Below are 25,381 nucleotides of genomic sequence, written 5' to 3' on the forward strand. Positions count from 1 at the left end.
AAGGCATGGCCTAGGGTCCCGGGATGACCAACGGAGACTGGCGCAACGACCGGATAGGCAGCGCGCATCGGGGCGAGAACCCGACCGTGCTGCGCCGCCTCGACCAGGGTTTCGCCGTGATCGGGGACCGGCAGTTCCTCCCCGGGTACGCGGTCCTGCTGACGGACGACCCGTCAGTGACCCGGCTCTCGGACCTGCCGCGGGCGCGCCGGACGGCGTACCTCGGCGACATGGAGCGGCTCGCCGAGGCCGTCGAGCGCGCCTGCCGGCGGCTCGACCCGGCCTTCCGCCGGGTGAACATCGAGATCCTGGGCAACACCGACCCGTACCTGCACGCCCACGTCTGGCCCCGCTACGACTGGGAACCCCCGGAACTGGTCCGGATGCCGGTGTGGCGGTACGAGCAGGAGGAGTACTGGCGGGGCGCCCGCCACGAACTGGGCCCCCGGCACGACGGCCTGCGCACCGCCATCGGGGAGGAGTTGGACCGGCTCGCAGCGGGATAGGACGTGGTCTCCCGACCGGCCGGACGCCGGACACCCCCTACGGCGCCGTCGCCCCGTCGGCTCCGGTCGTCCCTTCGGCCAGCAGCGCGTCCAGGGCCTTCGTGAGGCGGTCCAGGACCTCGACCGTTTCGGCGAAGGCCGCCTCGCCCAGCTCCTCCGCGAGACGGGTGGCCAGCGCGGCGTGGGCCGGGGTGATGCGGGCGACGGCGGCACGCCCCTCCTGCGTCGGGCGGAGCAGCTTCGCGCGCCGGTGCGCCGGGTTCGGGACGTACTCCGCGAGGCCCTTGGCCGCCAGCAGGTCCGCCACGCGCTGCACGCTCTGCCGCGTGATGCCCATGACCCGGGCGATCCCCGCCACCGGCAGGGGCTCCGGGAGCACCGCGCCCAGCACCTGCCACCATGCCGCGGTCAGTCCGGCCGGCCCCGCCAACTCCTCGGAGATCGCGAGGAACCGGCCGTTCAGGCCGAACACCCCGAGCGCGGTCCGGCTCAGCAGGTCCTGCCGGGCCCGCACCGAGGAGACCGACGAAACCGACGAAACCGACGAGACCGAGGAAGGGGAGGGCGGGGAGGACGGGGAGGACGGGGCGTCAGGCATCGCCGCGCTCCGCCGCGGCCATCAGCACCGGGAACGCGCTCGCGTCCGAGTCGTGGAACAGGCGGTACCAGGCGTCCAGGACCTCCGGCGCGTAGACGTCCAGCCGGGCGAAGACCTCCCGGGCGAAGGCGACCGGTTCCGTCGGCCCCGCCGTGATCAGGTCGCCGTCCGTCACCGCGTCGGCCTCGACGTACCGCCCGGCGCCCGCGTAGCCCGGCTGGTGCGCCAGGTAGGCGGCTGCCGCGCTGGTGTGGGCGTGTGCGTCGAGCAGGCCTTCCCGGGCCAGGCCGGCCGTGGCTCCGCAGATCGCCGCGACCGGGACCCCGGCCGCCAGGAACTCCCGCGCCTTCGCCGCGAACGGTGCCAGCCCGTCGCCGGAGTCCCACAGGGAGGCACCGGTCAGGATGAGGAGGGAGGAGTCCTCGGGCGAGAGGTCCGCGAGGGCCAGGTCGGGCTGGACGCGTACGCCTCCCATGGTGGTGACCGGCGCTCCGGCGGCGAAGCCGACCGTGCGGACCCGGTGGCCGCGCTGGGTGAGGTGTGCGGTGGTGTGGCCGGTCTCCCAGTCCGCGTACGTGTCGTACACCGCGAGGTGCACCGGCCGGGCGCCGGCCGGTGTGGTGGGAACGGAGGGAGTGGTGGGAGTGGTCGTGCCGGTCATCGTCATCGCCTCTTCCGTGCTTCCGTGCTTCCGTGCTTCCGTCTTCCTGTCGTATGACAGAAGGCTGTCACTTCGACAGTTTGCTGTCAATAGTCGGCCAGTCGGCTGCCACCAGCCGCCACCGGCCCCCGTTCCCGCATTACCTGCCGACAGACTGCCGAGACCGGGCCCCCACCCGCAGACAGTCCGCCGATATCCCCTCCCACCTGGGCACTCTTAGCGTGGCCGCATGACCCCTCACGTCACCACGGGCAACCCCGCAGACCTCGCGGCCACCGGAGCGGCCGTCAAGGCCGCCGACCGCGCCCACGTCTTCCATTCCTGGTCCGCCCAGGCCCTGATCGACCCGCTCGCCGTCGCCGGGGCCGAGGGGTCGTACTTCTGGGACCACGACGGCCACCGCTACCTCGACTTCGCCTCCCAGCTGGTGAACACCAACATCGGCCACCAGCACCCCAAGGTCGTCGCCGCGATCCAGGAGCAGGCCGCCCGGCTCTGCACCCTCGCGCCCGGCTTCGCCGTCGACGTCCGCTCCGAGGCCGCACGCCTCATCGCCGAGCGGACCCCGGGCGACCTCGACAAGGTCTTCTTCACCAACGGCGGCGCCGAGGCCGTCGAGAACGCCGTCCGCATGGCCCGTCTGCACACGGGCCGGCAGAAGGTGCTGTCGACGTACCGCTCGTACCACGGGGCCACCGCCGCCGCGATCAACCTGACCGGCGACCCGCGCCGCTGGCCCTCCGACACGGCGGCCGCCGGGGTCGTGCACTTCTGGGGACCGTTCCTCTACCGCTCGCCGTTCCACGCCACCACCGAGGCGGAGGAGTGCGAGCGCGCCCTCGCGCACCTCGCCGACACCATCGCCTTCGAGGGCCCGGCGACCATCGCCGCGATCATCCTGGAGAGCGTGCCCGGCACCGCCGGGATCATGACCCCGCCGGCCGGCTACCTCGCGGGCGTGCGCGAGCTCTGCGACCGCCACGGCATCGTCTTCATCCTCGACGAGGTCATGTCCGGCTTCGGCCGCACCGGCAAGTGGTTCGCCGCCCAGCACTGGGACGTCACCCCCGACCTGATCACCTTCGCCAAGGGCGTGAACAGCGGGTACGTGCCCCTCGGCGGCGTCGCCATCTCGGCCGCCATCGCCGAGACCTTCGCCACCCGCCCCTACCCCGGCGGTCTGACGTACTCCGGCCACCCCCTGGCCTGCGCCGCCGCCGTGGCGACGATCAACACGATGGAGGAGGAGGGCGTCGTCGAGCACGCCGCCCACCTGGGCGCGAACGTGATCGGTCCGGCGCTCGCCGAGATCGCCGAGCGGCACCCGTCGGTCGGCGAGGTCCGCGGCCTCGGCGCCTTCTGGGCGCTGGAGCTCGTACGGGACAGGGGGACGCGCGAGCCGCTCGTCCCCTACAACGCGGCCGGGGCCGACAACGCGCCGATGGCCGAGTTCGCGGCTGCCTGCAAGGCCTCCGGCCTGTGGCCCTTCGTGAACATGAACCGCACCCACGTGGTCCCGCCGTGCAACGTCACCGAGGCGGAGGCCAAGGAGGGCCTGGCCCTGCTGGACGAGGCGTTGACGGTCGCGGACCGGCACACCACCTCCGCCTGACCGGGGCCGTCCGAGACGGAAACCACCCGCGTTCGATCGGTTTCGGCCTCGCTGCCTGGCCTAAGGTGTCCGAAAGTTCTACCGAGGAGACGGACCCCTATGCCAGGCAGCGGCGCTGTCACCCGCAACACACTTCGCCAGCAGATCGCGGACGCGCTGCGTGACGAGGTGCTGGCGGGACGCCTGCCACCGGGCACCGAATTCACCGTCAAGCAGATCGCCGAGCAGTACGAGGTCTCCGCGACCCCCGTCCGCGAGGCGCTGGTCGACCTCTCGGCGCAGGGGCTGCTGGAATCGGTGCAGCACCGGGGCTTTCGGGTGCGCGCCTTCTCCGTGGACGACTACCGGGGCATGATCGAGGCCCGTACGCTCATAGTGGACGGGATCTTCCGGCGGCTCGTCGAGCGCGGCACCGCGCCCGGCTCCGGCGAAATGCTGGTGTCGGTGCGCCGTCGTGCCGAGGAGGCGTGCAGGGCCGCGGAGAGCGGTTCCCTCGAAGTGCTGATCGGCTACGACCTGCGCTTCTGGAGGGAGTTGAGCGGGCTGGTCGGCAACGCGTACATCTCGGATTTCCTGCACCGCATCCGCGTGCAGTGCTGGGTCTTCGCCGTACCGCACCTGAAGGCGGCTCCCGATCCGCACACCGGGCTGTGGTCCGGCCACAACGAGCTGGTGGACGCCGTGACGCGGGCCGACGCCGACGAGGTACGGAGCCTCGTGCACGCGTACAACCAGCGCGCGCTGGACTGGGCCGCGGGCCTGAAGGCGGTCGGCGCATGACCGACACGACCGCGACCGGCGAGACGGCCACGGGTACGGGAACCGGCACGGGCACGGGCACCGGCGCTGCAACCGGCACCGGCGAAGCGGCCGCCCCCGCCTGGCTCGGCTCCGTCGGGCTCTCCGTCGTCATCCCCACCCACGACGACGCGCACCGGATCGGCCCGACGCTCGACGCCTTCCGCGCCCATCTCGACGCCCACATCGGCACCGGCCCCGGCGACTGGGAGCTCGTCGTCGCCGACGACGCCTCCACGGACGGCACCGCCACCCTCGTCGAGGCCGCGGCCGCCGACGAACCCCGGATCCGGCTGATCCGCTCCGAGCAGCACCGCGGCAAGGGCGCCGCGCTGCGCGCCGCAGTGCTCGCCTGCGCCGGGGACCGGGTGCTGCTCGCCGACGCCGGGCTCAGGACGCCGCCGGCCGAGCTGGACCACCTGGAGCGGGCACTCGGCCCGGAGGATCCGCAGAACGGGAGCGAGAACGGGAACGGGAACGGGAGCGGGAGCGGGAGCGGGAACGGGAGCGAGAGCGCGACCGCCGTCCTCGGCCGGACGGGAAACCGCCTGGTCCGCGCCCTGGGCGTCCCCGGGATACCGGGCTTCCGCGCCGACACCTGCGGCTTCGCCCTCTTCGACGGCGACCGGGCCCGGGCCGCCTTCGGCGCCTGCGTCCTCGACGGCCCGGCCATCGACGCCGAGGTGCTGCGCTGGATGCGCCGCCAGGGGTGGAACGTGGCCGAGGTACCCGTCCGCCGCACCCCGAAGCCCGCCGCCCGCCCCCGCCCCCGCCCCCGGACAGCAGCCGCAGCCGCAGGCGACCGGCGCCGCGCGCTGAAGGAGCTCTTCCGCCTGAACTCCGGCGGCCTCGCCGTCGCCGCCGTCTTCCTCGCCCTCTCCGCGTACGTCTTCCACGGCCTGTGGGCGGACCTCGACGGCCGCTACCTGGCGGACGCGCTCCAGGACCAGAACCAGTGGGAGTGGTTCGTCGGCGTCGCCACCGACAACATCACCCACCTGCGCAATCCGCTCTTCACCACGGCCCAGGGCATGCCCGACGGCGTGAACCTGATGGCCAACGCCACGATGCTCGGCCTGACCGTCCCGCTGATCCCGGTCACGCTCCTGTTCGGGGAGACGGTCACCTTCGCGCTGGTCCTGACGCTCGGCATGGCCGCCAGCGCCTGGACCTGGTACTGGCTGATCCGCCGCCGCCTCGTGCAGAGCCGCTGGGCCGCCGCCGCGGGCGGGGCGCTCGCCGCGTTCGCGCCGCCGATGGTCTCGCACGCCAACGGCCACCCGAACTTCGTCGTGCTGTTCATGCTCCCGCTGATCATCGACAGGGCCCTGCGCCTGTGCGACGGCAGGAACACCGTCCGCGACGGGGTGCTGCTCGGCCTGTTCGCGACGTACCAGATCTTCCTCGGCGAGGAGCCGCTGCTCATCGCCGCGCTCGGCATGCTGGTCTTCTCGCTGGCGTACCTCCTGGTCGACCGGCGGCGCGCGCTCGCGGCCGCGCAGCCGCTGGGCCTCGGCCTGGTCATCGCCGCGGGCGTCTGCGTGCCGCTGCTGATCTACCCGCTGTACTGGCAGTTCTTCGGCCCGCAGAGCTACCACTCGGTCCTGCACGGGGACAACGCCGGCAACAGTCCGCGCGCCCTGGTCGAGTACGCGGCCCGCTCGCTCTTCGGCGACGCCGAGACGGCCGGACGGCTCTCGCTGAACACCACCGAGCAGAACGCCTTCTACGGCTGGCCGCTGCTGGCGCTCGGCGTGGCCGTCTGCGTGTGGATGTGGCGCAGCAAGCCGGTCCGCGCGCTCGCGATCACCGGTTTCGTCGCGCTCGCGCTGTCCCTCGGGCCCTGGGTGCCGATCCCGCGCACCGACGTCGTGCTGCCCGGGCCCTGGCGGCTGGTGGTGAAGCTGCCGCTGTTCGAGTCGGTGATCGAGGGGCGCGTGGCGATGGTGTGCGCCCCCGTCCTGGGCGTGCTGCTCGCGCTCGCGCTGGACCGGATCGTACGGATGCGCACCCGCGAGCTGCGCACGCTCGGCCTGCTCGCGGCGGCGGCCGCGCTGATCCCGGTGCTGCCGCTGCCGCTGGCCGTACGGGAGCGGGCGCCGGTGCCGGCGTTCATCACCTCGGGCGCCTGGAAGGGCTACGTCAAGGACGGCGAAGCACTCGTTCCGGTACCGCTGCCGGACCCCGGCCAGGCGGACGCGCTGCACTGGCAGGTCGAGGCCGGCTTCGGCTTCCGGCTGGCCGGCGGCTACTTCAACGGGCCGTGGGGACCCGACCGGATCGGCATCTACGGGGCCACCCCGCGCCACCTCTCGAACCTCCTGCGGGACGTCCGGTACGGGCAGCAGCCGCCGGAGATCACCCCGCAGTGGCGGGAGCAGGCCCGCCAGGACCTGGAGTTCTGGAAGGCGGGCGCCGTCGTGCTGCCCTTCCAGGACCGAGGGGTCGAGCTGCGCGACATGATCAGCGAGCTGCTGGGGCGGCAGCCGCAGAAGGTCGAGGACGTCTGGGTGTGGAGGGTGGGTCCGGGCCGGGTGTAGCGGGCGGCTCCGGCGCGAGTTCCGCCCCAGGTTCTGCGCAGCCCTTCGCGGAGGGTGTTCGGCGCACTACGCTGGCGGGATCGGCGACATCGACTGATCGGAGCCCGCGTGGCCTGTGACCTGTGGCTGGTCCCCCTTGTCGACGTGCTGTGCCACAGCCCCGACAACCCGTTCGCGGAAGAGATCGCCTCGTACGACAAGGCGCTGGGCGAGGCGGGTCTGCCGTCGGTGCCCGTGTTCGCGTACATGCCGGGCCTGAGCGGGGACGTGGCCCCCGTCGCCGGCTTCGACTACGACGCCCTGCACTTCCTGCGGCGGGCCTACCTGCTGCAGATCTGCGGACTGCCGGTGACGCCGGTGGACGAGCTGGGCGGGGACTACGAGCAGCTGCTGGAGATGTTCGAGTCGACGGCGCAGCAGTCGCACCTGGTGTGGCACTACGACCACGCCGGGGCGTACGTGCCGGTGGACTTCGCGGTGCCGCTGGCCAACGAGGAGCTGTTGGCCGGAGGTGGCCCGCTGGGCTCGGCGCAGGGCCTGCTGCGCGAGCTGATGGTGGTGGCGCCGGCGATCGGGATCGACCCGGGCAATCCGCCGGGGGCTCCGGCGGCGCCGGGGCGGCCCACCTCGCTGGAGGAGCCGGCGGGGCCGATTCCGTACGACGAGAGTCCCTTCGCACGGGAGCGGCACGTGTGGCTGGGCCTGCACGCGGCCGCGACGCGGAGCCTCGGCCAGGGCTCGATGATCATCTTCAGCTGACCGGCATCGGGTCGGGGGTTCGCCCCCGACCTCCTCACCCCCCCCCGGCGGGGCCGCCTTCAGCGGGGCTGCTCCGGCGGGCGCTGGCGCGGCATGTTGGGGCGGGTGCCCGGGGGCAGCGGGAAGCGGGTCGGCGGGAGGCCCGCCTCCGCCCGCGACGACGGGGCGCCGAGCGACTGCATCACCAGCGGCGCCGGCCCCGAGGAGAACTCCACCATCCACTCCGCGGTCTCGGAGCGCACCAGCTCCGTCACGTCCTCCGAGAAGCGGCGGAGCACGGTCAGGCACCGCTCGGCCGCCTCGCTCGCCGTGCCCTCCGTGGGTCCCAGCACCTCCCGCACGTTCTCCGAGGCCCAGTCGAACTGCAACGTCTGCAGGCGGCGCTGCACCGCCTGCGCCGTGGCCACGTCCCGCATCCAGCCCGAGGTCAGGCCGAAGAACCGGTCGCAGGCCAGGCAGGCCGCGGCCAGGAGCAGCGCGAGGTAGCCGTACGAGGCCACGCCCGGCGCGGATCCCGTCAGCTCCAGCAGCGGGACCGCGGCCCCGGCCACCGCCCCCGCGGCCGCCCCGACCCGCAGCACCCGCGCGCCGCGGCGCTTCCACGCCCGGTCGGACAGATACCACTCCGCGGTGCGCAGGGCATCGGCCTCGACCCGCCGGTAGAGCTCGTCCAGCCGCTCGGCCGGCTCGCCCCAGTCCCCGAGAGGGAACGGTCCGCCGGTCAGATCGCCCGCCGCCATCGGTCCGCTGCCCTCCTCCCGGGAGTCCCGGGGTTCCCGGGGATCCCGGGGTGGCCCCTCGGGCTGCATCTCCGGCTGGCTCACCCGGCACTCCCTCTGCCTGCGCTGACGTGTGGTGGTGCGCGTGTGCGCAATGATGCGCATGCTCTTCCTACCTTCGAATGGCGGCCCGTGGGCGACGAATCCCCGGTTTTCCGCCCGCAAGGAGGTCTCCATCAGGTACGCGCACGCCCCGTCTCTCACTCGAAAGAGTTGGTCCTCACGGCGTAGGGCGCGCCGCGCGGGGAGCACGTAGGCTCGGATTGACCAAGCCGCCCAGTCTTGGACCGACGCGACGGAGTGAGTGACCTGTGATTCCCGGTGGTGGCCAGCCCAACATGCAGCAGCTGCTCCAGCAGGCCCAGAAGATGCAGCAGGACCTCGCCGCGGCCCAGGAGGCGCTCGCCCAGGCCGAGGTCGAGGGCCAGGCCGGCGGCGGCCTGGTGAAGGCGACCGTCACCGGCTCCGGTGAACTGCGCGCGCTGGTGATCGACCCGAAGGCCGTGGACCCGGCGGACACCGAAACCCTCGCCGACCTGGTCGTCGCGGCGGTCCAGGCGGCCAACGAGAACGCCCAGGCGCTCCAGCAGGAGAAGCTCGGCCCGCTGGCCCAGGGCCTGGGCGGCGGCAGCGGCATCCCCGGCCTCCCGTTCTAGCCCGCAGTCCGACACCCGAACCCGCAACCGAACCCGCAACCGAACCCGCAACCCGAACCCCGCAGCCCCACCGCAGAACGAAAGAAGGCAGTCCGTGTACGAAGGCGTGGTCCAGGACCTGATCGACGAACTGGGCAGGCTGCCCGGCGTCGGGCCCAAGAGCGCGCAGCGGATCGCCTTCCACATCCTGCAGGCCGAGCCCACCGACGTCCGCCGCCTCGCGCACGCGCTGCTGGAGGTCAAGGACAAGGTCCGGTTCTGCGCGGTGTGCGGGAACGTGGCGCAGGAGGAGCGGTGCAACATCTGCCGCGACCCGCGCCGCGACACCACGGTCATCTGCGTGGTGGAAGAGCCGAAGGACGTCGTCGCGATCGAGCGGACCCGCGAGTTCCGGGGCCGGTACCACGTCCTCGGCGGTGCGATCAGTCCGATCGAGGGCGTCGGCCCGGACGACCTGCGCATCCGCGAGCTGCTGGCGCGCCTCGCGGACGGAGAGGTGACCGAGCTGATCCTCGCCACCGACCCGAACCTGGAGGGCGAGGCGACCGCCACCTACCTCGCCCGCATGATCAAGCCCATGGGCCTGAAGGTCACCCGCCTGGCCAGCGGGCTCCCCGTCGGGGGAGATCTGGAGTACGCGGACGAGGTCACGCTGGGGCGGGCCTTTGAAGGAAGGCGACTTCTCGATGTCTGACGCAATGCTGCACGCCCTGGGAGTGGATCCGGACGACTTCGCGGCCTCGATCGCGGACCAGATCGAATCCTTCATCGTCGCCGTCACCGAGGTGGCCAAGGGCGAGGACCCGGACAGCGCGGTGCCCTTCCTCCTCCTGGAGGTGTCCCAGCTGCTGCTGGCGGGCGGCCGGCTGGGCGCGTACCAGGACGTCCTGCCCGACGAGCGCTACGAGCCCGACCTCGGCCCCGAGCCGGACGTGGACGACCTGCGCGAGCGTTTCGCGCTCATGCTGGAGCCGGTCGACGTCTACTCCGAGGTCTTCGACCCGTACGAGCCGCGCAAGGCTCCCGTCGCGCACCGGATCTCGGACGACCTCGCCGACGTGGTGGCGGACCTGCGGCACGGCCTCATCCACCACCAAGCGGGCCGGACCACCGAGGCGCTGTGGTGGTGGCAGTTCTCGTACTTCACCAACTGGGGTCCGACGGCCTCGGCGACGCTGCGCGCCCTGCAGTCGCTGATCGCCCACGTACGGCTGGACCAGCCCCTGGAGGCCCTGGACGGCCTGGACACCGACGAGGACCTCGCCGAGGACGACCTCGCCGAGCAGGCCGGACGGGTGATGGCCGAGGAAATCGGTGCCCAGCTGGGTCTGCCGGGGAAGTAGGGAACCCGGTTCCTGGTCTGATCGTCTCATGATGTGGTACGAAGCGGTCGGATCGCGACCGCTCGTTACACTGCACCAGCAATGAGACGGACTGAGCGAGGAGCGCACGTGGGCCTTGTCGTGCAGAAGTACGGAGGCTCCTCCGTAGCCGATGCCGAGGGCATCAAGCGCGTCGCCAAGCGGATCGTGGATGCCAAGAAGAACGGCCACCAGGTGGTCGTCGTGGTTTCCGCGATGGGCGACACGACGGACGAGCTGATCGATCTCGCCGAGCAGGTGTCACCGATGCCTGCCGGGCGCGAATTCGACATGCTGCTGACCGCCGGAGAGCGGATCTCCATGGCCCTGCTGGCCATGGCGATCAAAAACCTGGGCCACGAGGCCCAGTCGTTCACCGGCAGCCAGGCAGGCGTCATCACCGACTCGGTCCACAACAAAGCGCGCATCATCGATGTCACGCCGGGCCGTATCCGCACCGCGCTGGACGAGGGCAACATCGCCATCGTCGCCGGCTTCCAGGGCGTGTCGGCGGACTCCAAGGACATCACCACCCTGGGCCGGGGCGGCTCGGACACGACCGCGGTCGCGCTCGCCGCGGCGCTGGACGCCGAGGTCTGCGAGATCTACACCGATGTCGACGGCGTCTTCACCGCGGACCCCCGCGTCGTGAAGAAGGCCCGGAAGATCGACTGGATCTCCTCCGAGGACATGCTGGAGCTCGCGGCCTCCGGTTCCAAGGTGCTCCTGCACCGCTGCGTCGAGTACGCGCGCCGCTACAACATCCCGATCCACGTCCGCTCGTCCTTCTCCGGACTGCCGGGCACCTGGGTCAGCAACGAGAATCCGCAAGGGGACGCGCAGGTGGAGCACGCCATCATCTCCGGAGTCGCTCACGACGTCTCCGAAGCCAAGATCACGGTCGTCGGCGTTCCGGACAAGCCGGGCGAGGCCGCGGCGATCTTCCGCGCCATCGCGGACGCCGAGATCAACATCGACATGATCGTGCAGAACGTGTCCGCCGCGTCCACCGGCCTGACGGACATCTCCTTCACCCTCCCCAAGGCCGAGGGCCACAAGGCCATCGACGCCCTGGAGAAGGCGAAGGGCCAGATCGGCTTCGACTCCCTGCGCTACGACGACCAGATCGGCAAGATTTCCCTGGTCGGCGCGGGCATGAAGACGAACCCGGGCGTCACCGCCTCCTTCTTCCAGGCGCTGTCCGACGCGGGCGTGAACATCGAGCTGATCTCGACCTCCGAGATCCGCATCTCGGTCGTCACCCGCCAGGACGACGTCAACGAGGCCGTCCGCGCCGTGCACACGGCCTTCGGCCTCGACTCCGACAGCGACGAGGCCGTCGTCTACGGAGGCACCGGACGATGACCGAGACCCGGTCGACCCCGGCTCCGGCGCTCGCCGTGGTCGGGGCGACCGGAGCGGTCGGCTCCGTCGTGCTCCGGATCCTCTCCCAGCGGGCGGACGTCTGGGGTGACATACGCCTGATCGCCTCCGGGCGCTCGGCCGGCCGCATGCTGGCCGTGCGCGGGCGGGAGTGCGAGGTGCTCGCCCTCACCGAGGACGCCTTCGAGGGCATCGGGCGGGGCGACGTGGTGCTGTTCCTGACCCCGCCCGAGGTCTCGGCCCGCTGGGCCCCGGCCGTCGTCATGCGCGGGGCCGTCGCCGTCGACCAGTCCGCGGCCTTCCGGGAGGACCCCGAGGTGCCGCTGGTGGTGCCCGTGGTCAACCCCCGGGCCGTACGGGCGCGCCCGCGCGGCATCGTCGCGGGCCCGGACTGCGTCACGGCCGCGATGATCGCGGCCCTGGGCGCGCTGCACGCCGAGTACGGGCTGGCCGACCTGACCGTGTCCTCGTACCAGGCCGCCAGCGCGGCCGGGCGGGCCGGCTCCGATGCGCTGCGCCGCCAGCTGTCGCTGGTCGCCGGAACCTCCCTGGGCGAGCAGACCGGGGACGTGCGCCGGGCCGTCGGCGAGGACTGCGGTCCCTTCGCCGCCCCGCTCGCGCTGAACGTGGTGCCGTGGTCCGGTGAGCTGCGGGACGGCGGCTGGTCCTCGCACGAGCTGGCCGTACGGGCGCAAGTACGCCGGGTCCTGCACCTGGACGCCCTCCCGGTCGCGGTGACCTGCGTACAGGTGCCGGTGCTGACCGGGCATTCGCTGAGCGTACGGGCGCGGTTCGAGGCCCGGGCGGACGCCTCGCACGCCCGGGAGATCCTGGAGGCCGCGCCGGGCGTGGTCGTGGTGGACGACCCGGCGGCCGGGGAGTTCCCGACTCCGGTGGACGCCGCGGGCACGGATCCGGCCTGGGTGGGACGGCTGCGGGGCTCGCTGGACGATCCGCGCTCCCTGGAGTTCTTCGTGTGCGCGGACAATCTGCGCAACGGGGCCGCCCTGAATGCCACTCAGATCGCGGAACTGATCGCTGGTGAATCCGCGTAATTCACTTTGTAGGATCAGTGCTGATCCCTTGATCAAGGTGATGGCCTGACTGCCGCCTGGACGAGCGGGGCAATCAGGAAGAGCGAGTACGCATGAGGGCAATGGGAATTTTGCTGGTGAGGCGGCCTCACGCGTACAACCCTGGCGGGGGGACGCGTGTCCAACTGGCGTGGCAGAGGCACTTCTCGACTTCGCCGTCGTACCGGCGCGCAGCGCACTCGGTGCGCCGCTCCGGCCTTCCCGCGCGCCCGCGCCCGGCGGGTTCCCCGTGATCCTTCCCGTTCCGCCGGCCGCGGCGCCGCTCACCGTGCCCTCCGCCGCACCGACCCGGGGCGCCCGCGTGCCCGCGCCCCGCGATAGCGCGGAGGCCGTGGCGAACGGGGAGGAGGCGGCCGCCGAGCCCGTCGTCGTGGCCGGCACCACGGTCGACCACCTCACCGAGACCTACCAGGCCCACTACCGCTCCCTGCTCGGCCTGGCCGCGCTGCTCCTCGACGACACCGCCTCCTGCGAGGACGTCGTCCAGGAGGCGTTCATCCGGGTCCACTCGGCCCGCAACCGGGTTCGCGATCGGGACAAGACACTGGCGTATCTGCGCCAGACCGTCGTCAACCTCTCGCGCTCCGCGCTGCGCCGCCGCATCCTCGGCCTCAAGCTGCTCTCCAAGCCGATGCCGGACATGGCCAGTGCCGAAGAGGGCGCGTACGACCAGCTGGAACGGGACGATCTCATCAAGGCGATGCGCGGACTCCAGCGGCGTCAGCGCGAAGTGCTGGTGCTGCGGTACTTCGCGGACATGACGGAGGCCCAGGTCGCCGAGACGCTCGGCGTCTCGCTCGGCTCGGTCAAGGCGTACGGATCGCGGGGCATTGCCGCGCTGCGGGTGGCGATGGAGGCTGCGCAGTCATGATGGACGACCACACCCCGCCGGGCGGGGCGGGCGAGGAACAGGCGCTGCGGAGCCTGCTGCGCGGAGCCGTCGAGGGCCTGGAGCCCTCCCAGGACGCGCTGGAGCGGCTGCGGTACGCCGTTCCCGTACGCAGGACCCGCAAGCGGCAGGCCCTCGTCGGGGCGGCGGTGGCCGCGCTGCTGGCCGGTACGGCCATCCCGGCGGCCCTGCACCTGCACATCACCGGGGGCGAGGGCGGCGGCGCCGACCACTCGGCGATGGCCGGGCACGGCGAGCAGTCCGCAACCGGGGCCGGCGGCGGCACTTCCGATCCGCACCAGGACGGCGAGGGCGCCCCCCGGCCCGGCAAGGCCGCCGGCCCGGGCGCGCAGACGGCCGGCACCGGCGCGCAGCCGGACGCGCAGGAGGGCGGCGCCCCGACCGGCGGCGGTACGGCCGGCCCGGACAGCGCGGGCGCGACCGCGGGGGCCTCGGCCGGCACCGGCCCGCAGCCCCCGGTGACGGCGGCGACCGGTCTGCCCGGATGCAGCGCGGAGCAGCTCGGGGTGAAGGGCAGCGCCAAGTCCCCGGAGGCCGACGGGAAGGTGTACGGCAGTTTCAAGGTCACCAACGTCTCGGCGCGCGGCTGCACGGTCACCGGCCCCGACACCGTGACGGCTGCCTCCGTGTCGGCGCCCGGCCGGTCCTCGGGGGTCACCGTGGTCGGCCACACCGCGGGGGATCCGGCGGCCGGGCTGCCCGACCCGGCGGCGGAGGCACCGCTGCTGCTGCTCCAGCCGAACACGGCGTACGAGGTCCGCTTCGCCTGGGTGCCCTCGGCGCAGTCCTGTCCGGCGGCCACGCCCGATCCGGAGCCCAAGCCCCCGGTGGACGCCCCGGACGGCGGGCAGGACTCGGGGGCCCGAACCACGCGTTCGGATCCGGACACCACCGGCAAGGCCCCGGAGCCGACCGGGGTGGAGGTGACGCACACGGCGCTGCCGGGTGCGCCGGCCACGCAGACGACGATTCCCGCTGCCTGCGGGGGGACGGTCTACCGGACCGGCGTCATTCCGCTGGACGCGCCGAAGCCTTAGCGGCGGCCGGGGCCGGGGCGGCGGCCGTGGCGGCGGGTGCCGTGACGGCGTCCCCGGGCACCAGCCCCGCCTCGGCATCGCGCAGGGTCTCCACCTCGCGGCGGTAGAGCCGGAACCACATGAACAGCACGAACGCGGCGAAGACGAACCACTCGCCGGTGTAGCCGAGGTTCTGGAAGGCCTTCAGGTCCAGCCCGGTGTTGCTCGGCGCCTGCGCGGGCACCGGGGTCAGGCCCTCCGCCGGGGTCTGCACCGTCAGCCAGGCGTCGTACAGCTCGTAGGGCACGAGGTTGACCAGCGAGGCCGCCCCGATCACCCCGAGCTGCCCGGCCGGCAGCCCGCCCTCGGCGTACACGCCCTTGCTGGTGGAGCTCTCGGAGGCCTGGAGCGCGCCGGTCACCTCGACCCGCCCGGTCGGCGCGGCCGGGGCCCTGGAGGCGTCGGCGGTGCCCGGCAGCCAGCCCCTGACCACGGGGACGGCCTTGCCGGAGTCGGTCCGCAGCAGGTTCAGGACGTAGAACCCGCTCTTGCCGTCGAGCCGCCGCTCGGGGACGAGCAACTGCTCGGCGTACTCGCCGGAGGCGGAGGCGAGGCGTCCGGAGGTCTTCTTGTCCACCGGGAGCAGCGACTCCAGCGGCGCGGCGGCATCGAGGGCGGGCCGTTTGGCGCCCGCCTCCTTGTGGCTGTCGACACGGTCCTCGAACCGGCCGAGCTGCCAGGTCCCCATGAACAGGCAGACGGGGACGGCGAGCGCGACGAAGACGTTGATCCCCCACCAGCGCGGGGTCAGGAGAAACCGGTGCACCCCACCACCGTACGGGGGGTGCACCGGATCACCGGGGCCGGGGCCACCGCCACGGCCGCATCACGCCCTACTTCGGAAGGTGCTTCTGCACGAACTCCAGCTCCATCCGGACCTGCTTGATCCGCTCCTCCACGACGAGGGAGCCGTGCCCGGCGTCGTAGCGGTACACCTCGTGCACCGCCCCGCGCGCCGCCAGCCGCTCCACGTAGTTCTCGATCTGCCGGATCGGGCAGCGCGGGTCGTTGACGCCCGCCGCGATGTGGACGGGGGCCTTCACCGCGTCCACGTACGTGAGCGGCGAAGAGGCCTCGAAGCGGTCCGGGACCTCCTCCGGCGTACCGCCGAAGAGGGTGCGGTCCAGGGACTTCAGGGCTTCCATCTCGTCGTGGTACGCCGTCACGTAGTCGGCGACCGGTACGGCGGCCAGGCCCACGGCCCAGGCCTCGGGCTGCGTGCCGAGCCCCAGCAGGGCCAGGTAGCCGCCCCAGGAACCGCCGGAGAGCACCAGGCGCGCCGGGTCGGCCAGGCCGGAGGCCACCGCCCACTCCCGGACCGCCGCGATGTCCTCCAGCTCGATCAGGCCGACGCGGTGCTTGAGGGCGTCGGTCCACTCGCGGCCGTAGCCGGTCGAGCCGCGGTAGTTGACCCGGACCACCGCGAAACCGTGGTCCAGCCAGGCCGCCGGGGTCGCCGCGAAGGTGTCGCTGTCGTGCCAGGTCGGCCCGCCGTGCACCTCGAAGACCGTCGGGAAGGGGCCGTCGCCGTGGCCCCGCGGCCGCTGCGCCAGCGCGTGGATCCGGCCGCCGGGGCCCTCCACCCACACGTCCTCCACCGGCACCGAGCCGGGCGCCCGGAAGCCGGGAGGGTCCAGGACGGTCCCGCCCGCGGTGGACCGTACGGCCGAGGGCTCGGCCGCCGAGGACCACTGGTACTCCACCGTGCCGTCGGGCCGGGCGCTCGCGCCGGAGACGGTGCCGGGCGGGGTGTCGACCTTGACGAGCTCGCGCGCTGCCAGGTCGTAGCGCCAGAGCTCGCTGCGCGCCTCGAAGCCGTGCGCGATCAGCAGCGCGGAGCCGTCCGGGTACCACTCGGCGCTGACGTCGCCCGGCAGCTCGATCGCCAGGTCCTGCTCGGACCCGGTGGCCACGTCCCAGACCATCGGCTCCCAGCGGCCGCGCCGCTGGTGGCCGACGAGCAGCCGGGTGTCCCCGGCGACCGGCGCGAAGCCGAGCACCTCCAGGCCGAGCTCCACCGTCCCGTCCCGGGAGTCGTCGAGCTCGGCGACGGTGGTCCCGTCGAGGGTGACCACGCGCAGCGCCGAGTGCATGGCGTCGCCGTGCTCGGTGTGCTCGATCGCGATCAGGGTCCCGTCGTGGGAGAGGTCGCCGACGCCGGCCGACTCCCGGTGCCGGTAGATCACGGCGGGCTCCGTGCCGTCCGGGCGCACCACGTGGACGGTGGTCCCGTCCTCGTCGGTGGACCGGCCGACGACGGAGGTCCCGTCCCGCCCGATGGCGAGCCCGGCGGGGTACGAGGGCTCCAGCCCGGGGGTGGCCGGCTCGTCGGGGCCGCCCGCGAAGGGCTGGCGCACCCAGGTGCCGAACTCGTCCCCGTCGGTGTCGGAGAACCACCAGATCCACTCCCCGTCGGGGGAGAGGGTCCCGTCGGTGGTCCCGTTGGGCCGGTCGGTGGCCTGCCGCTGGCCGCCGGTGGCCCGGTCCCAGGCGTAGAGCTCGTACGTCCCGGTGGCGTTCGAGACGAAGAGCGAGCGGTCCGGAGCGTCCTCGGCCCAGTCGGGCAGCCCGACGCGCGGCGCCCGGAAGCGCTTCTCCCAATCGGGCACGGCCGTGTTGTCAGTCATACCCCCATGTAACCCGATTGGCGCTGCCGAATGGTCGTGGCGGGCGGGAGGGGGCAGCGTGGGCGGGGTCCCACCCAGCCGTTTTCCAGTTCCAGTGAGGAGTGATCATGGCGAAGCAGCGCAAGGAACAGACTCACGAGGACCGTCGGTCGTCCGAATCCGGGATGCCGAGCAAGCCGGCGATGCTGGTAGAGGACGTGCGCGAGGCGCAGACGATGGCCATGAAGGAGGACCGGATGCGCGAGCAGCAGCGCCGCAAGGGCGGGCGCGGCTGACCCTCGCTCCGGATGCCCCCTCCCGCGAACGGAGGGACAGTGGAGGGCGTAGGCCCTCCGGTGCGTCCCGATGTGTCCCGAGGAGGAGCGATCATGGCCAAGAAGGCTCGTGCCGGCACGTCACAGGCCGCGGAGCGTGAGCGGGAGCGGGCGAAGAACACGGCGGCCGAGGCGCGCGCGAAGGCCGCGGTCAAAGACGTGCAGTCCGTCTCCGCGAAGACGCGGGGCATGCAGCAGAAGGCCCAGGCCAAGCGCGGCTGAGCCAGGCATGCGGTGCAGGACGACAGGACGTCGTGGCCCGCGGTTTCCCCGGAAACCGCGGGCCACGGTCGTAGGGTGGCCGCATGCGGATGATCGTCCGGGGTGCCCGGCTGCTCCACACCGAAGGACTGTCCGACGTGGAGGTCGCCGAGGACGGGCGCATCGCGCGGGTGGTCCCGTACGACGACCAGAAGGAGCCGCCGGCCACCGGTGTGCTGATCGAGGCGCACGGCGGGCTGCTCACCGCCCCCTTCGTCGAGCCGCACATCCACCTGGACACGGCCCTGACCGCCGGGGAGCCGCGCCCGAACGCCTCCGGGACGCTGTGGGAGGGCATCGCCTGCTGGAGCGAGCGCAAGCGGACCCTGACCCGTGAGGACGTCGTCGCGCGCGCCACGCAGGTGCTGCGCTGGCAGGCCGCCCAGGGCGTGCTGCACGTACGCACGCACTGCGACGTCACCGACCCCGGCCTCACCGCGCTGGACGCGCTCTTGGAGGTCCGCGACCGGGTCCGGGAGTTCATGACCCTGCAGATCGTCGCCTTCCCGCAGGAGGGCGTCGTCTCCTTCCCCGGCGGCGAGGTGCTGCTGCGCGAGGCGGTGGCGCGCGGAGCCGACGTGGTCGGGGCGATCCCGCACTTCGAGGACACCCGCGAGGACGGGGTCGCCTCGCTGGGCATCGCCTTCGCGGTGGCCGAGGAGCACGGGCTGCGCGTCGACGCCCACTGCGACGAGATCGACGACGAGCAGTCCCGCTTCGTGGAGGTGCTGGCCGCGCTCGCGCTGCGCACGGGGCTGCGGGAGCGGGCGACGGCCTCGCACACGACGGCGATGGGCTCCTACGGCGGCGCGTACAGCTTCAAACTCCAGCGGCTGCTGTCCCGTTCCGGGATCAACCTGGTCTCCAACCCCTTCGCGAACCTCAATCTCCAGGGCCGCTTCGACGGCTACCCCAAGCGGCGCGGGCTCACCCAGGTCAAGGAGATGCTGGCGGCGGGCGTCAACGTGGCCTTCGGCCACGACGACGTGATGGACCCGTGGAACGCGCTCGGCACCGCGAACCCGCTCCAGACCGCCCTCGTCGGGCTCTACGCCGCCCAGCTCACGGGGGCGGACGAGATCCCCGTGGCGTTCGAGATGGTGACGGAGCGCGCGGCGCGGGTGCTGGGCCTGACGGACGCGGAGTACGGGATCGCCGAAGGCGCCCCCGCCTCCTTCGTGCTGCTGGCGGCCGAGACCCCGGCGGAGGCGGTGCGCCGCCAGGTGCGGCCGCGGTACGTGGTCGCGCGGGGGACCGTGCTCGCCGAGACGCCGCCCGCTCCGACGCGGCTGAACTGGCCGGGGGAACCGCCCGCGGAGGTGGACTTCCGCCGGTCGTAGGACGGCGCCTCCCGCGGCGGTAGCCTGCGCGCATGGCGAGGGATTCGTGGGATTCGTGGGACTCCTGGGACGAGGACGGAACTCCGCACCCGCTCGCGCTGCGCCGCAGCGGCCGCAGCGAGCAGGAGCCGGACCGGCTGCCCGAGGTCCGGGAGCTGGAGGTGCTCGGCTGGGAGCCGGCGCCCGGGGAGACGCTGTGGGCGTTCCTGCCGTACGTGTGGCCCCCGGCGGCCCGGACCTGGATCCCCGACCGGTCCACCCACTGGGCGGTGGAGACCCTGCTGGACGGCGAGGGGCACATCACCGGCGTGGAGGCCGCCCCGCTCGCCGACCCCGATCTGCACGACCTCGACCGGGAGGCCGAGGAGGTCCTGACGGGCCTCGGGATCCCGCACCGGCCGCCGGGCCGCCTGTGGCTGCTGCGCCCGCCCGGCTCCCTCCCCGCGGTCGGCGCGGTCCTCGACCGGCTCCGGGCGCTCGCGCGGGAGCGCGGGGTGGAGGTCCGGCCGTCGGCCGAGTTCCTCGCCCTGGTCCGAGCCGAACTCCGCTCCCTGAGCAACACGTAAGCGCGACACGCCGGTTCGCGCCCTTGCGTCGGCGAAGAACCGGCTCCACCTCGTCCTCGCGATCGCCGAGATTGCAGCCGCGACCCCGGGAAGGCAAATATTTCTTCGCCGCGACGGGCCTGCGCCGCGGTCGCTTATGGCGAGAATCCATGGTTTTCCCCCGCGTCGGGCACGCCGTGCGGGCGCCCCCGTGCGCGGGAGCGCCGTCATGCGGGCGTGGCCGGGTCCTCCGCGCGAGGAGGATTTCCGTGGCTCAACTGGGCCGTACACGTTTCCTGATGCGCCGTTTACAGACAGTAAGCCCCCGAATGTAAAGTCCAATTCGCGCCACCAGATTGTTCTGGACTCAACTGAAGTGTTGTCAATATGCTGGTGCGTGCCGAAGTCCAGGACTTCTGCATGGCCAGTCGATTCTTCGGCTGAGCCGGAATTGGCCCCGGGGTCGGAGATCACCCTTCCGGGGCGTGCCGCCCGTACCGACGCCGTGGCGGCGATCCAAGAGAACCAGAGCGCGCCGCCATCCGATGACCTCGGTCGCGGCGGGCCGAAACGGGGAAGGGCCGTGCCTCATGACGTATGACACCTCCGGGGTTGTCGCCGAGCTCAAGAGCCGTAATCTGCTCCCGGACGCGTACGAGACGGTGTTCGCGAGCGGTTCCCTGATCAGAGGCTGGGGCAACCCCACCAGCGACCTGGACGTCCACGTGGTCACCCGGGACGTCTGGACCAGCACGATCGACGAGACCAACCACGTCGCGCTCGAACCCAACACGCTCCAGTACGAGGGGACGTTCGTCGACGGCCGCCGCTGGGACGTCGAGTACTGGACCGCGTCCCAGATCGAGCAGGTCCTCTCCAAAATCTCCCAGGAGCAGTTCGCCGACGGCCAGGGCACCTGGCGTTCCCTGAGCTACCACGAGATCGCCATGCTGGAGCGGCTGCCGTACGCCGCGGCCGCCGACGGCGGCGCCTGGCTGGAGGCCACCCGCGAGCGGCTCGCCGCCTCGGCCCACCGCTCGGTGCTGATCGTGAACTCGCTCAAGCAGGCCGACAGCTACACCGAGGACGCGGCCGGCCAGATCGCCCGGGGCGATCTGCACAGCGCGGTCCTCGCGACGAAGAACGCCTTCAACCACTCGGTCGACGCGCTCCAGGCCAGCCTGGGCCAGTTCGGCAGCCTGTGGCCGAAGTGGCGGGCCCGGCGGATGGAGATCCTCGACCCCGGCCTGCTGCCGTTCGAGGCGTACTGGGCCATCGAGACGATGCGCTCCTTCGACCCGGACCACCCGCGCAAGTGGGTCGAGGAGACCATCGCCGTCTGCCAGAGGATCTCCATGGAGGTGTCGGTCTGATGCCGCTCGACGAGACGAACCCGCAGGTGGGCCCCGGTTCGGTGGCCTCACTCCCGCTGAACGTGAAGATCCGCAACCACCGCGGTACGACGGTGGTCGGCGGGTACGAGCACTTCTTCGAGCTGACCGGATCCGCCGCCCACATCTGGCGGCAGATCGACGGGAAGCGCACCGTCACCGACATCGCCGGGCTGATCGCCGAGGAATACGACATCGATCGGGAATCCGTGGTGCAGGACATCGTGGAGCTCTTCACGGAACTCGCGCAGCACGATGTGGTGAACATCGTCCAGGACGATTCTCGGGGCTGAATTCTTTCGGGGGCCACCGCCCCCGCCTGTTTTTCCCGTGGGTGAGACATTACGGGGGCCACCACATGCTGGACGATCTCCAGTTCGATGTATTCGGTCCGCTGACCGTACGGCGGAACGGAGAATTATTGGAAATTCCGCGGGCCAAGCACCGCGTCGTTCTGGCGGCCCTGCTGCTGCACGCCCCCCGCACGCTCACCGCGGAGGAGCTCATCCAGCAGTTGTGGGGCGGGGAACCCCCGCTGACCGCCCGCAAGACCCTTCAGGGTTACATCGCCCGCCTGCGCAAACTGCTGGGCGCCGACGCGGTCGTCAGCCGCGCCTCCGGCTACGCGATCGCAATCGGCACCGAGCGGCTCGACCTCGACCGGTTCAATACCTTCCTCCAGAAGGCGGAACTCACCACCGAACCCGCCGAGCGCGCCCGGCTGTTCCGGACGGCCATGGAGCAGACCCACGGCACCCCGCTCGTCGACATACCCTCGGAATACCTCCAACAGGGCGACGGGGCGGCCCTGCTTGAACGCTGGCTGAATGCCACGGAAAGCTGGGCCGACGCCGAAATGGCAGTGGGCCGTCACGCCGACGTACTGCCCCGGCTCAGGGCCCTCGTATCGGAACACCCGTTCAGGGAAAGCGCGTGGAGCCGTCTCATGACGGCCCTGTACCGGGCGGGCCGCCAGGGCGAGGCCCTCGCCGCGTACCAGGAGGCGCGGCGGCTGCTGGCGGACGAGCTCGGCGTGGAACCCGGCGAGGAACTCCGCGCCGCCCACCGGCGGATACTCGCCGGGCCCACCCGCTCCTCCGCGGACCCGGCGCAGGCCCGTCCCGTCCCGGCCGGTCGCCGGCCCGACCGGGCCGAAGCGCCCGCGCGCCAGGGCGGCGCCGATGCGCCCGCCCGCCGGGGACGCCCGTACACCCTCCCGCCGCGCCTGGCCGAGTTCGCCCGGCCCGGCATCGAGGCGGACCTGATCCGGCGGCTGCGCGAGGTCTCCCGGGAGGGCGCGGAGCGCACCGCCGCGCAGACCCTGAACCTGTACGGGGCCGCCGGGGTCGGCAAGACCACCATGGCGGTGCGCGTCGCCCATGCGGCCAGCGCCGCGTTCCCCGACGGCCAGCTGTACGTCGAGCTCCAGCGCGGCGACGCCTTCCGCGAACCGGCCGAGGTGCTCGGCGAGCTGGTCCGCGCGCTCGGCGTCGCCCCCGGCGCCGTTCCCGCCGAGCCCGGCGAACGGGTGGCCCTGTACCGGGGGCTGCTCTCCCACCGGCGCGTGCTGATCGTGCTGGACGGGGCGCGCGACGAGGCGCAGGTACGGCCGCTGCTGCCGGCCTCGCCGACCTGCGCGGCCGTGGTGACCAGCCTGGAGATGCTGTCCACCCTGGGCGGTACCCGGCACGTGCGCCTGGGGCTGCTGACCGAGGAGGAGTCCCGCGAGATCCTGGCCCGGATCATCGGCCGCGAGCGGGTGGCGGCCGAAGAGGGGGCCGCGCGGGACCTGGTGCGCCACTGCGGCCGGCTGCCCCTGGCCATCCGGATCGTCGGGGCGCGCCTGCTGGAGCGCCCGCACTGGCGGCTGGAGACGCTCGCCCGGCGCCTGGAGCCGGAGCGCAGGCGACTCGACGAACTGGCGGTCGGCGACCTCGGCGTCCGCGACAGCCTCGCGGTCGGCTACGCGGCGCTGGACGCCCCGGAGCGCAGGGCGTTTCGGCTGCTGAGCCTGCTGGAGATGGCCTCGTTCTCCGTACGGGTGGCCGCGGCCGCGCTGGGGCTGCCGGAGGACCGTACGGAGGAGGCCCTGGAGCGGCTGACCGCGCAGCACCTGCTGGAGGCCGATTTCGTCAAGGGCAGCGGGGTGCGCTTCTCGTACCACCCGCTGGTGCGGCTGTACGCGCGGGAGCGCACGTTCGACGTGGACTCGATGCCGAGCCGGCACGGCGCGGTGCAGAACGCGCTGGCCGCCTGGTACGCGAGACCGGCCGGAGCGCTGGTACCCCTGCGGGCCACTCCCTCCGCGAGCGGCTGCGCGGCCCGTGCCCACGCCGTCGCCGCGGCGAGCCCGCTGCCACCGGAGCTCGGCTTCACCGCCTGAGCCCCCCCCCGCGCTTCACCCCCCCACGTCCCCGCGATGCCGTCTGGCGGGGAGAGCCGAGGAGAGCCCACCTTGATCGAACGCTATTGCACTCCGGAGCTGGCCGAGCTCTGGACCGAGGAGCACAAGTACGCCACCTGGACGCGCGTCGAAGTGCTGGCGACGACGGCCCAGGCCGAACTGGGCGTCGTGGACCGCGGCGCTCTGGAGGACATCCGCCGCGCCCCCGTCCCCGCCGTCGCACGGGTCCGCGAGCTGGAGCTCACCCGCGACCACGAGATCCTCGCGTTCCTCGCGGCCTACACGGAGACGATGCCCGTCGCCTCCGCACGGTGGGTGCACCACGGGATGACGAGCTACGACCTCGTCGACACCGCCCTCGGACACATCCTGGCGCGCTCGTGCGACCACGTGCTGAATGCCGCCCGTACGTTCGCCGAACTGCTCGTGGAACGCGCCCTGGAGCATTGGGACACGGTGTGCATCGCCCGCACCCACGGCATCCACGCCGAGCCCACCACCTTCGGCCAGAAGCTGGCCGTGCACGCCTTCGCCCTCCACCGCTGCGCCGCCCGGCTGGCCTCCGCCCGCGCCGCCGTGGCCGTCGGGACGCTCTCCGGGCCGGTGGGCACGTACGCGCACATCTCCCCGTACGTGGAGGAGTGGGTCTGCGGCCAACTGGGCCTCGGCGTCGAGCCGATGCCCACCCAGGTCGTGGCGCGCGACCGGCACGCCGAGCTGCTCTCGGCGCTCGCCGTGACGGGGGCCGTCGTCGAGCAGTTCGCGCTGGAGATGCGGATGCTCCAGCGGACCGAGGTCGGGGAGGTCGACGAGCCGCGGACCAGCGCCTACCAGGGGTCGAGCGCGATGCCGCACAAGCGGAACCCGACGACCAGCGAGCGGCTGTGCGGGCTCGCCCGGATCCTGCGCTCCAACGCCGGTGCGGCCTACGAGAACGTCGCCCTGTGGCACGAGCGGGACCTCGCGCACTCCTCCGTGGAGCGGGTCATCCTGCCCGACAGCCTGACCGTGGCCCACTACCAGCTCGTGTCGGCCGCCGCGCTGCTGCGCGGGCTGCGGGTGTTCCCCGAGCGCATGGCCCGCAACATCGACGCCACCCGGGGCCTCGTCTACAGCTCCGAGGTGTTCCTGGACCTCGTCGACGGGGGCCGGGACCGCGAGGAGGCCTACCGGCTGGTGCAGGCCGCGGCCACCGAGGCCTGGGAGCGCGGCACGAGCCTGGCCGAGGGGCTCGGGTCCCGCGGTGTGGACGTCACCGCTGCTCCCATGGACCCGCGGCGCTTCCTCGGAAACCGCGACCACCTCAAATCCCGACTGAACGAACTGAGCAAGGAGCTGCAGCAGCATGTGGAAGTGTGAGCCCGTCGTCGGTGCCAGCCTCGACGTCGCCGAAGTCACCGCCCTGTACCGCGCGTCCACCCTCGGCGAGCGCCGCCCCGTCGAGGACGTCGAGCGGTTCACGCGGATGCTGGCCGGCGCCAATCTCGTGATCACGGCCCGCCTCGACGGTCGGCTCGTCGGCATCGCGCGCTCGATCACCGACGGCTCGTACGTCACGTACCTGAGCGACATCGCCGTGGACGCCGAGTTCCAGCGCCGCGGCGTGGGCCGGGACCTGATCCGGGCCACCCGGGAGGCCGCGCCGCAGGCCAAGCTGGTGCTGCTCTCGGCCCCGGCCGCCGTCGCCTACTACCCGCACCTGGGGTTCAGCCGCCACGAGTCCGCATGGACCCTCGATGCGCTCGGCTGAACCCGGGTCCCGCACC

At 72.7% G+C, this 25,381-nt stretch carries 26 protein-coding genes; 21 read left to right on the forward strand and 5 right to left on the reverse strand.

All coding sequences use genetic code 11. The features are described from left to right. The first annotated feature begins 23 nt into the window (after positions 1–23). On the forward strand, positions 24–506 hold the full coding sequence (locus AB0M92_RS08600; RefSeq protein WP_366101334.1) for a diadenosine tetraphosphate hydrolase: 483 nt from the start codon (positions 24–26) through the stop codon (positions 504–506). Positions 507–543: 37 nt separating this feature from the next. Here AB0M92_RS08600 and AB0M92_RS08605 read toward each other — a convergent pair whose 3' ends face one another. Together AB0M92_RS08605 and AB0M92_RS08610 are read right to left on the reverse strand one after the other, a co-directional pair. Further along, on the reverse strand, positions 544–1,104 hold the full coding sequence (locus AB0M92_RS08605) for a MarR family transcriptional regulator (RefSeq protein WP_366101335.1): 561 nt from the start codon (positions 1,102–1,104) through the stop codon (positions 544–546). Further along, the gene (locus tag AB0M92_RS08610; RefSeq protein ID WP_366101422.1) at positions 1,097–1,765 is read right to left on the reverse strand and encodes a DJ-1/PfpI family protein; all 669 of its coding nucleotides are present in this window, start codon (positions 1,763–1,765) and stop codon (positions 1,097–1,099) included. Before AB0M92_RS08610 ends, AB0M92_RS08605 begins: the two co-directional genes overlap by 8 nt. 229 nt (positions 1,766–1,994) lie before the next feature. Between AB0M92_RS08610 and AB0M92_RS08615 the strand changes: the two genes are divergently transcribed. The 4 genes from AB0M92_RS08615 to AB0M92_RS08630 all read left to right on the forward strand — a co-directional run bounded on the left by AB0M92_RS08615 (position 1,995) and on the right by AB0M92_RS08630 (position 7,474). Next, positions 1,995–3,377 (forward strand): aspartate aminotransferase family protein, encoded by a 1,383-nt coding sequence (locus AB0M92_RS08615; RefSeq protein ID WP_366101336.1) that lies wholly within the window; start codon positions 1,995–1,997, stop codon positions 3,375–3,377. Positions 3,378–3,476: 99 nt separating this feature from the next. Next, complete coding sequence (locus AB0M92_RS08620; RefSeq protein WP_366101337.1) at positions 3,477–4,157, forward strand: GntR family transcriptional regulator; 681 nt, start codon at positions 3,477–3,479, stop codon at positions 4,155–4,157. After that, positions 4,154–6,715 (forward strand): glycosyltransferase, encoded by a 2,562-nt coding sequence (locus tag AB0M92_RS08625; protein ID WP_366101338.1) that lies wholly within the window; start codon positions 4,154–4,156, stop codon positions 6,713–6,715. The genes AB0M92_RS08620 and AB0M92_RS08625 overlap by 4 nt, the downstream gene beginning before the upstream one ends. Positions 6,716–6,823: 108 nt before the next feature. Further along, positions 6,824–7,474, forward strand: coding sequence for a hypothetical protein (locus AB0M92_RS08630; RefSeq protein ID WP_366101339.1), 651 nt, complete (start codon positions 6,824–6,826; stop codon positions 7,472–7,474). Between the two features lie 59 nt (positions 7,475–7,533). On the opposite strand, the gene AB0M92_RS08635 is transcribed toward AB0M92_RS08630, so the two are convergent. After that, positions 7,534–8,298 carry an SLATT domain-containing protein gene (locus tag AB0M92_RS08635; protein WP_366101340.1) on the reverse strand — a complete coding sequence of 255 codons (765 nt, stop codon included), beginning with the start codon at positions 8,296–8,298 and terminating at the stop codon, positions 7,534–7,536. Positions 8,299–8,564: 266 nt separating this feature from the next. Between AB0M92_RS08635 and AB0M92_RS08640 the strand changes: the two genes are divergently transcribed. The 7 genes from AB0M92_RS08640 (at position 8,565) to AB0M92_RS08670 (ending at position 14,694) form a co-directional block, all read left to right on the forward strand. Next, positions 8,565–8,909, forward strand: coding sequence for a YbaB/EbfC family nucleoid-associated protein (locus AB0M92_RS08640; RefSeq protein WP_078621772.1), 345 nt, complete (start codon positions 8,565–8,567; stop codon positions 8,907–8,909). A gap of 94 nt (positions 8,910–9,003) precedes the next feature. Beyond that, positions 9,004–9,603: a recombination mediator RecR gene (gene recR, locus AB0M92_RS08645; RefSeq protein ID WP_030152816.1), complete on the forward strand. Its 600-nt coding sequence runs from the start codon at positions 9,004–9,006 to the stop codon at positions 9,601–9,603. Continuing rightward, complete coding sequence (locus tag AB0M92_RS08650; protein ID WP_366101341.1) at positions 9,596–10,252, forward strand: DUF5063 domain-containing protein; 657 nt, start codon at positions 9,596–9,598, stop codon at positions 10,250–10,252. Before recR ends, AB0M92_RS08650 begins: the two co-directional genes overlap by 8 nt. Before the next feature lie 108 nt (positions 10,253–10,360). Continuing rightward, positions 10,361–11,635, forward strand: a complete 1,275-nt coding sequence (locus tag AB0M92_RS08655) for an aspartate kinase (protein ID WP_099890296.1) — start codon at positions 10,361–10,363, stop codon at positions 11,633–11,635. Then, positions 11,632–12,708, forward strand: coding sequence for an aspartate-semialdehyde dehydrogenase (locus tag AB0M92_RS08660; protein WP_366101343.1), 1,077 nt, complete (start codon positions 11,632–11,634; stop codon positions 12,706–12,708). The genes AB0M92_RS08655 and AB0M92_RS08660 overlap by 4 nt, the downstream gene beginning before the upstream one ends. A gap of 169 nt (positions 12,709–12,877) precedes the next feature. Further along, positions 12,878–13,618 carry a SigE family RNA polymerase sigma factor gene (locus AB0M92_RS08665; RefSeq protein WP_366101344.1) on the forward strand — a complete coding sequence of 247 codons (741 nt, stop codon included), beginning with the start codon at positions 12,878–12,880 and terminating at the stop codon, positions 13,616–13,618. After that, positions 13,615–14,694, forward strand: coding sequence for a hypothetical protein (locus tag AB0M92_RS08670; RefSeq protein WP_366101345.1), 1,080 nt, complete (start codon positions 13,615–13,617; stop codon positions 14,692–14,694). The genes AB0M92_RS08665 and AB0M92_RS08670 overlap by 4 nt, the downstream gene beginning before the upstream one ends. On the opposite strand, the gene AB0M92_RS08675 is transcribed toward AB0M92_RS08670, so the two are convergent. Both AB0M92_RS08675 and AB0M92_RS08680 read right to left on the reverse strand, forming a co-directional pair. Further along, the gene (locus AB0M92_RS08675; protein ID WP_366101346.1) at positions 14,666–15,499 is read right to left on the reverse strand and encodes an SURF1 family protein; all 834 of its coding nucleotides are present in this window, start codon (positions 15,497–15,499) and stop codon (positions 14,666–14,668) included. The two genes, AB0M92_RS08670 and AB0M92_RS08675, sit on opposite strands and share 29 nt — an antisense overlap. Positions 15,500–15,566: 67 nt before the next feature. Next, complete coding sequence (locus AB0M92_RS08680; RefSeq protein ID WP_366101347.1) at positions 15,567–17,360, reverse strand: prolyl oligopeptidase family serine peptidase; 1,794 nt, start codon at positions 17,358–17,360, stop codon at positions 15,567–15,569. Between the two features lie 107 nt (positions 17,361–17,467). On the opposite strand from AB0M92_RS08680, the gene AB0M92_RS08685 reads away from it, so the two are divergent. The 9 genes from AB0M92_RS08685 (at position 17,468) to AB0M92_RS08725 (ending at position 25,365) form a co-directional block, all read left to right on the forward strand. Further along, entirely contained in the window at positions 17,468–17,635 is a 168-nt protein-coding gene (locus AB0M92_RS08685) for a hypothetical protein (RefSeq protein WP_158708421.1), read from the forward strand. A 93-nt stretch (positions 17,636–17,728) separates the two neighbouring features. Beyond that, positions 17,729–17,896, forward strand: coding sequence for a hypothetical protein (locus AB0M92_RS08690; protein ID WP_366101348.1), 168 nt, complete (start codon positions 17,729–17,731; stop codon positions 17,894–17,896). An 83-nt stretch (positions 17,897–17,979) separates the two neighbouring features. Continuing rightward, positions 17,980–19,275, forward strand: coding sequence for a cytosine deaminase (codA, locus tag AB0M92_RS08695; protein ID WP_366101349.1), 1,296 nt, complete (start codon positions 17,980–17,982; stop codon positions 19,273–19,275). A gap of 32 nt (positions 19,276–19,307) precedes the next feature. After that, positions 19,308–19,841 (forward strand): DUF5956 family protein, encoded by a 534-nt coding sequence (locus AB0M92_RS08700; RefSeq protein WP_366101350.1) that lies wholly within the window; start codon positions 19,308–19,310, stop codon positions 19,839–19,841. A 569-nt stretch (positions 19,842–20,410) separates the two neighbouring features. Next, positions 20,411–21,193, forward strand: coding sequence for a hypothetical protein (locus AB0M92_RS08705; RefSeq protein ID WP_366101351.1), 783 nt, complete (start codon positions 20,411–20,413; stop codon positions 21,191–21,193). Next, positions 21,193–21,504, forward strand: coding sequence for a PqqD family protein (locus tag AB0M92_RS08710; protein ID WP_366101352.1), 312 nt, complete (start codon positions 21,193–21,195; stop codon positions 21,502–21,504). The genes AB0M92_RS08705 and AB0M92_RS08710 overlap by 1 nt, the downstream gene beginning before the upstream one ends. A gap of 65 nt (positions 21,505–21,569) precedes the next feature. Beyond that, entirely contained in the window at positions 21,570–23,594 is a 2,025-nt protein-coding gene (locus tag AB0M92_RS08715; RefSeq protein ID WP_366101353.1) for a BTAD domain-containing putative transcriptional regulator, read from the forward strand. A 72-nt stretch (positions 23,595–23,666) separates the two neighbouring features. Continuing rightward, positions 23,667–24,974 carry an adenylosuccinate lyase gene (gene purB / locus AB0M92_RS08720; protein ID WP_366101355.1) on the forward strand — a complete coding sequence of 436 codons (1,308 nt, stop codon included), beginning with the start codon at positions 23,667–23,669 and terminating at the stop codon, positions 24,972–24,974. Next, positions 24,961–25,365: a GNAT family N-acetyltransferase gene (locus AB0M92_RS08725; protein ID WP_366101356.1), complete on the forward strand. Its 405-nt coding sequence runs from the start codon at positions 24,961–24,963 to the stop codon at positions 25,363–25,365. The genes purB and AB0M92_RS08725 overlap by 14 nt, the downstream gene beginning before the upstream one ends. Positions 25,366–25,381 lie beyond the last annotated feature (16 nt).

Origin of the sequence: Streptomyces sp. NPDC051582, from assembly GCF_040681715.1 — a bacterium.
GTDB lineage: Bacteria > Actinomycetota > Actinomycetes > Streptomycetales > Streptomycetaceae > Streptomyces.

Excerpts from the sequence above, each read along its gene's own strand:
- AB0M92_RS08690 (WP_366101348.1), top strand. The coding sequence starts at position 17,729 with ATGGCCAAGAAGGCTCGTGCCGGCACGTCACAGGCCGCGGAGCGTGAG.
- AB0M92_RS08620 (WP_366101337.1), top strand. The coding sequence starts at position 3,477 with ATGCCAGGCAGCGGCGCTGTCACCCGCAACACACTTCGCCAGCAGATC.
- AB0M92_RS08715 (WP_366101353.1), top strand. The coding sequence starts at position 21,570 with ATGCTGGACGATCTCCAGTTCGATGTATTCGGTCCGCTGACCGTACGG.
- codA (WP_366101349.1), top strand. The coding sequence starts at position 17,980 with ATGCGGATGATCGTCCGGGGTGCCCGGCTGCTCCACACCGAAGGACTG.
- AB0M92_RS08605 (WP_366101335.1), bottom strand. The coding sequence starts at position 1,104 with ATGCCTGACGCCCCGTCCTCCCCGTCCTCCCCGCCCTCCCCTTCCTCG.
- AB0M92_RS08615 (WP_366101336.1), top strand. The coding sequence starts at position 1,995 with ATGACCCCTCACGTCACCACGGGCAACCCCGCAGACCTCGCGGCCACC.
- AB0M92_RS08660 (WP_366101343.1), top strand. The coding sequence starts at position 11,632 with ATGACCGAGACCCGGTCGACCCCGGCTCCGGCGCTCGCCGTGGTCGGG.
- AB0M92_RS08710 (WP_366101352.1), top strand. The coding sequence starts at position 21,193 with ATGCCGCTCGACGAGACGAACCCGCAGGTGGGCCCCGGTTCGGTGGCC.
- AB0M92_RS08600 (WP_366101334.1), top strand. The coding sequence starts at position 24 with ATGACCAACGGAGACTGGCGCAACGACCGGATAGGCAGCGCGCATCGG.
- AB0M92_RS08610 (WP_366101422.1), bottom strand. The coding sequence starts at position 1,765 with ATGACCGGCACGACCACTCCCACCACTCCCTCCGTTCCCACCACACCG.
- AB0M92_RS08625 (WP_366101338.1), top strand. The coding sequence starts at position 4,154 with ATGACCGACACGACCGCGACCGGCGAGACGGCCACGGGTACGGGAACC.
- AB0M92_RS08700 (WP_366101350.1), top strand. The coding sequence starts at position 19,308 with ATGGCGAGGGATTCGTGGGATTCGTGGGACTCCTGGGACGAGGACGGA.
- AB0M92_RS08670 (WP_366101345.1), top strand. The coding sequence starts at position 13,615 with ATGATGGACGACCACACCCCGCCGGGCGGGGCGGGCGAGGAACAGGCG.
- AB0M92_RS08685 (WP_158708421.1), top strand. The coding sequence starts at position 17,468 with ATGGCGAAGCAGCGCAAGGAACAGACTCACGAGGACCGTCGGTCGTCC.
- AB0M92_RS08725 (WP_366101356.1), top strand. The coding sequence starts at position 24,961 with ATGTGGAAGTGTGAGCCCGTCGTCGGTGCCAGCCTCGACGTCGCCGAA.
- AB0M92_RS08705 (WP_366101351.1), top strand. The coding sequence starts at position 20,411 with ATGACGTATGACACCTCCGGGGTTGTCGCCGAGCTCAAGAGCCGTAAT.
- AB0M92_RS08650 (WP_366101341.1), top strand. The coding sequence starts at position 9,596 with ATGTCTGACGCAATGCTGCACGCCCTGGGAGTGGATCCGGACGACTTC.
- AB0M92_RS08680 (WP_366101347.1), bottom strand. The coding sequence starts at position 17,360 with ATGACTGACAACACGGCCGTGCCCGATTGGGAGAAGCGCTTCCGGGCG.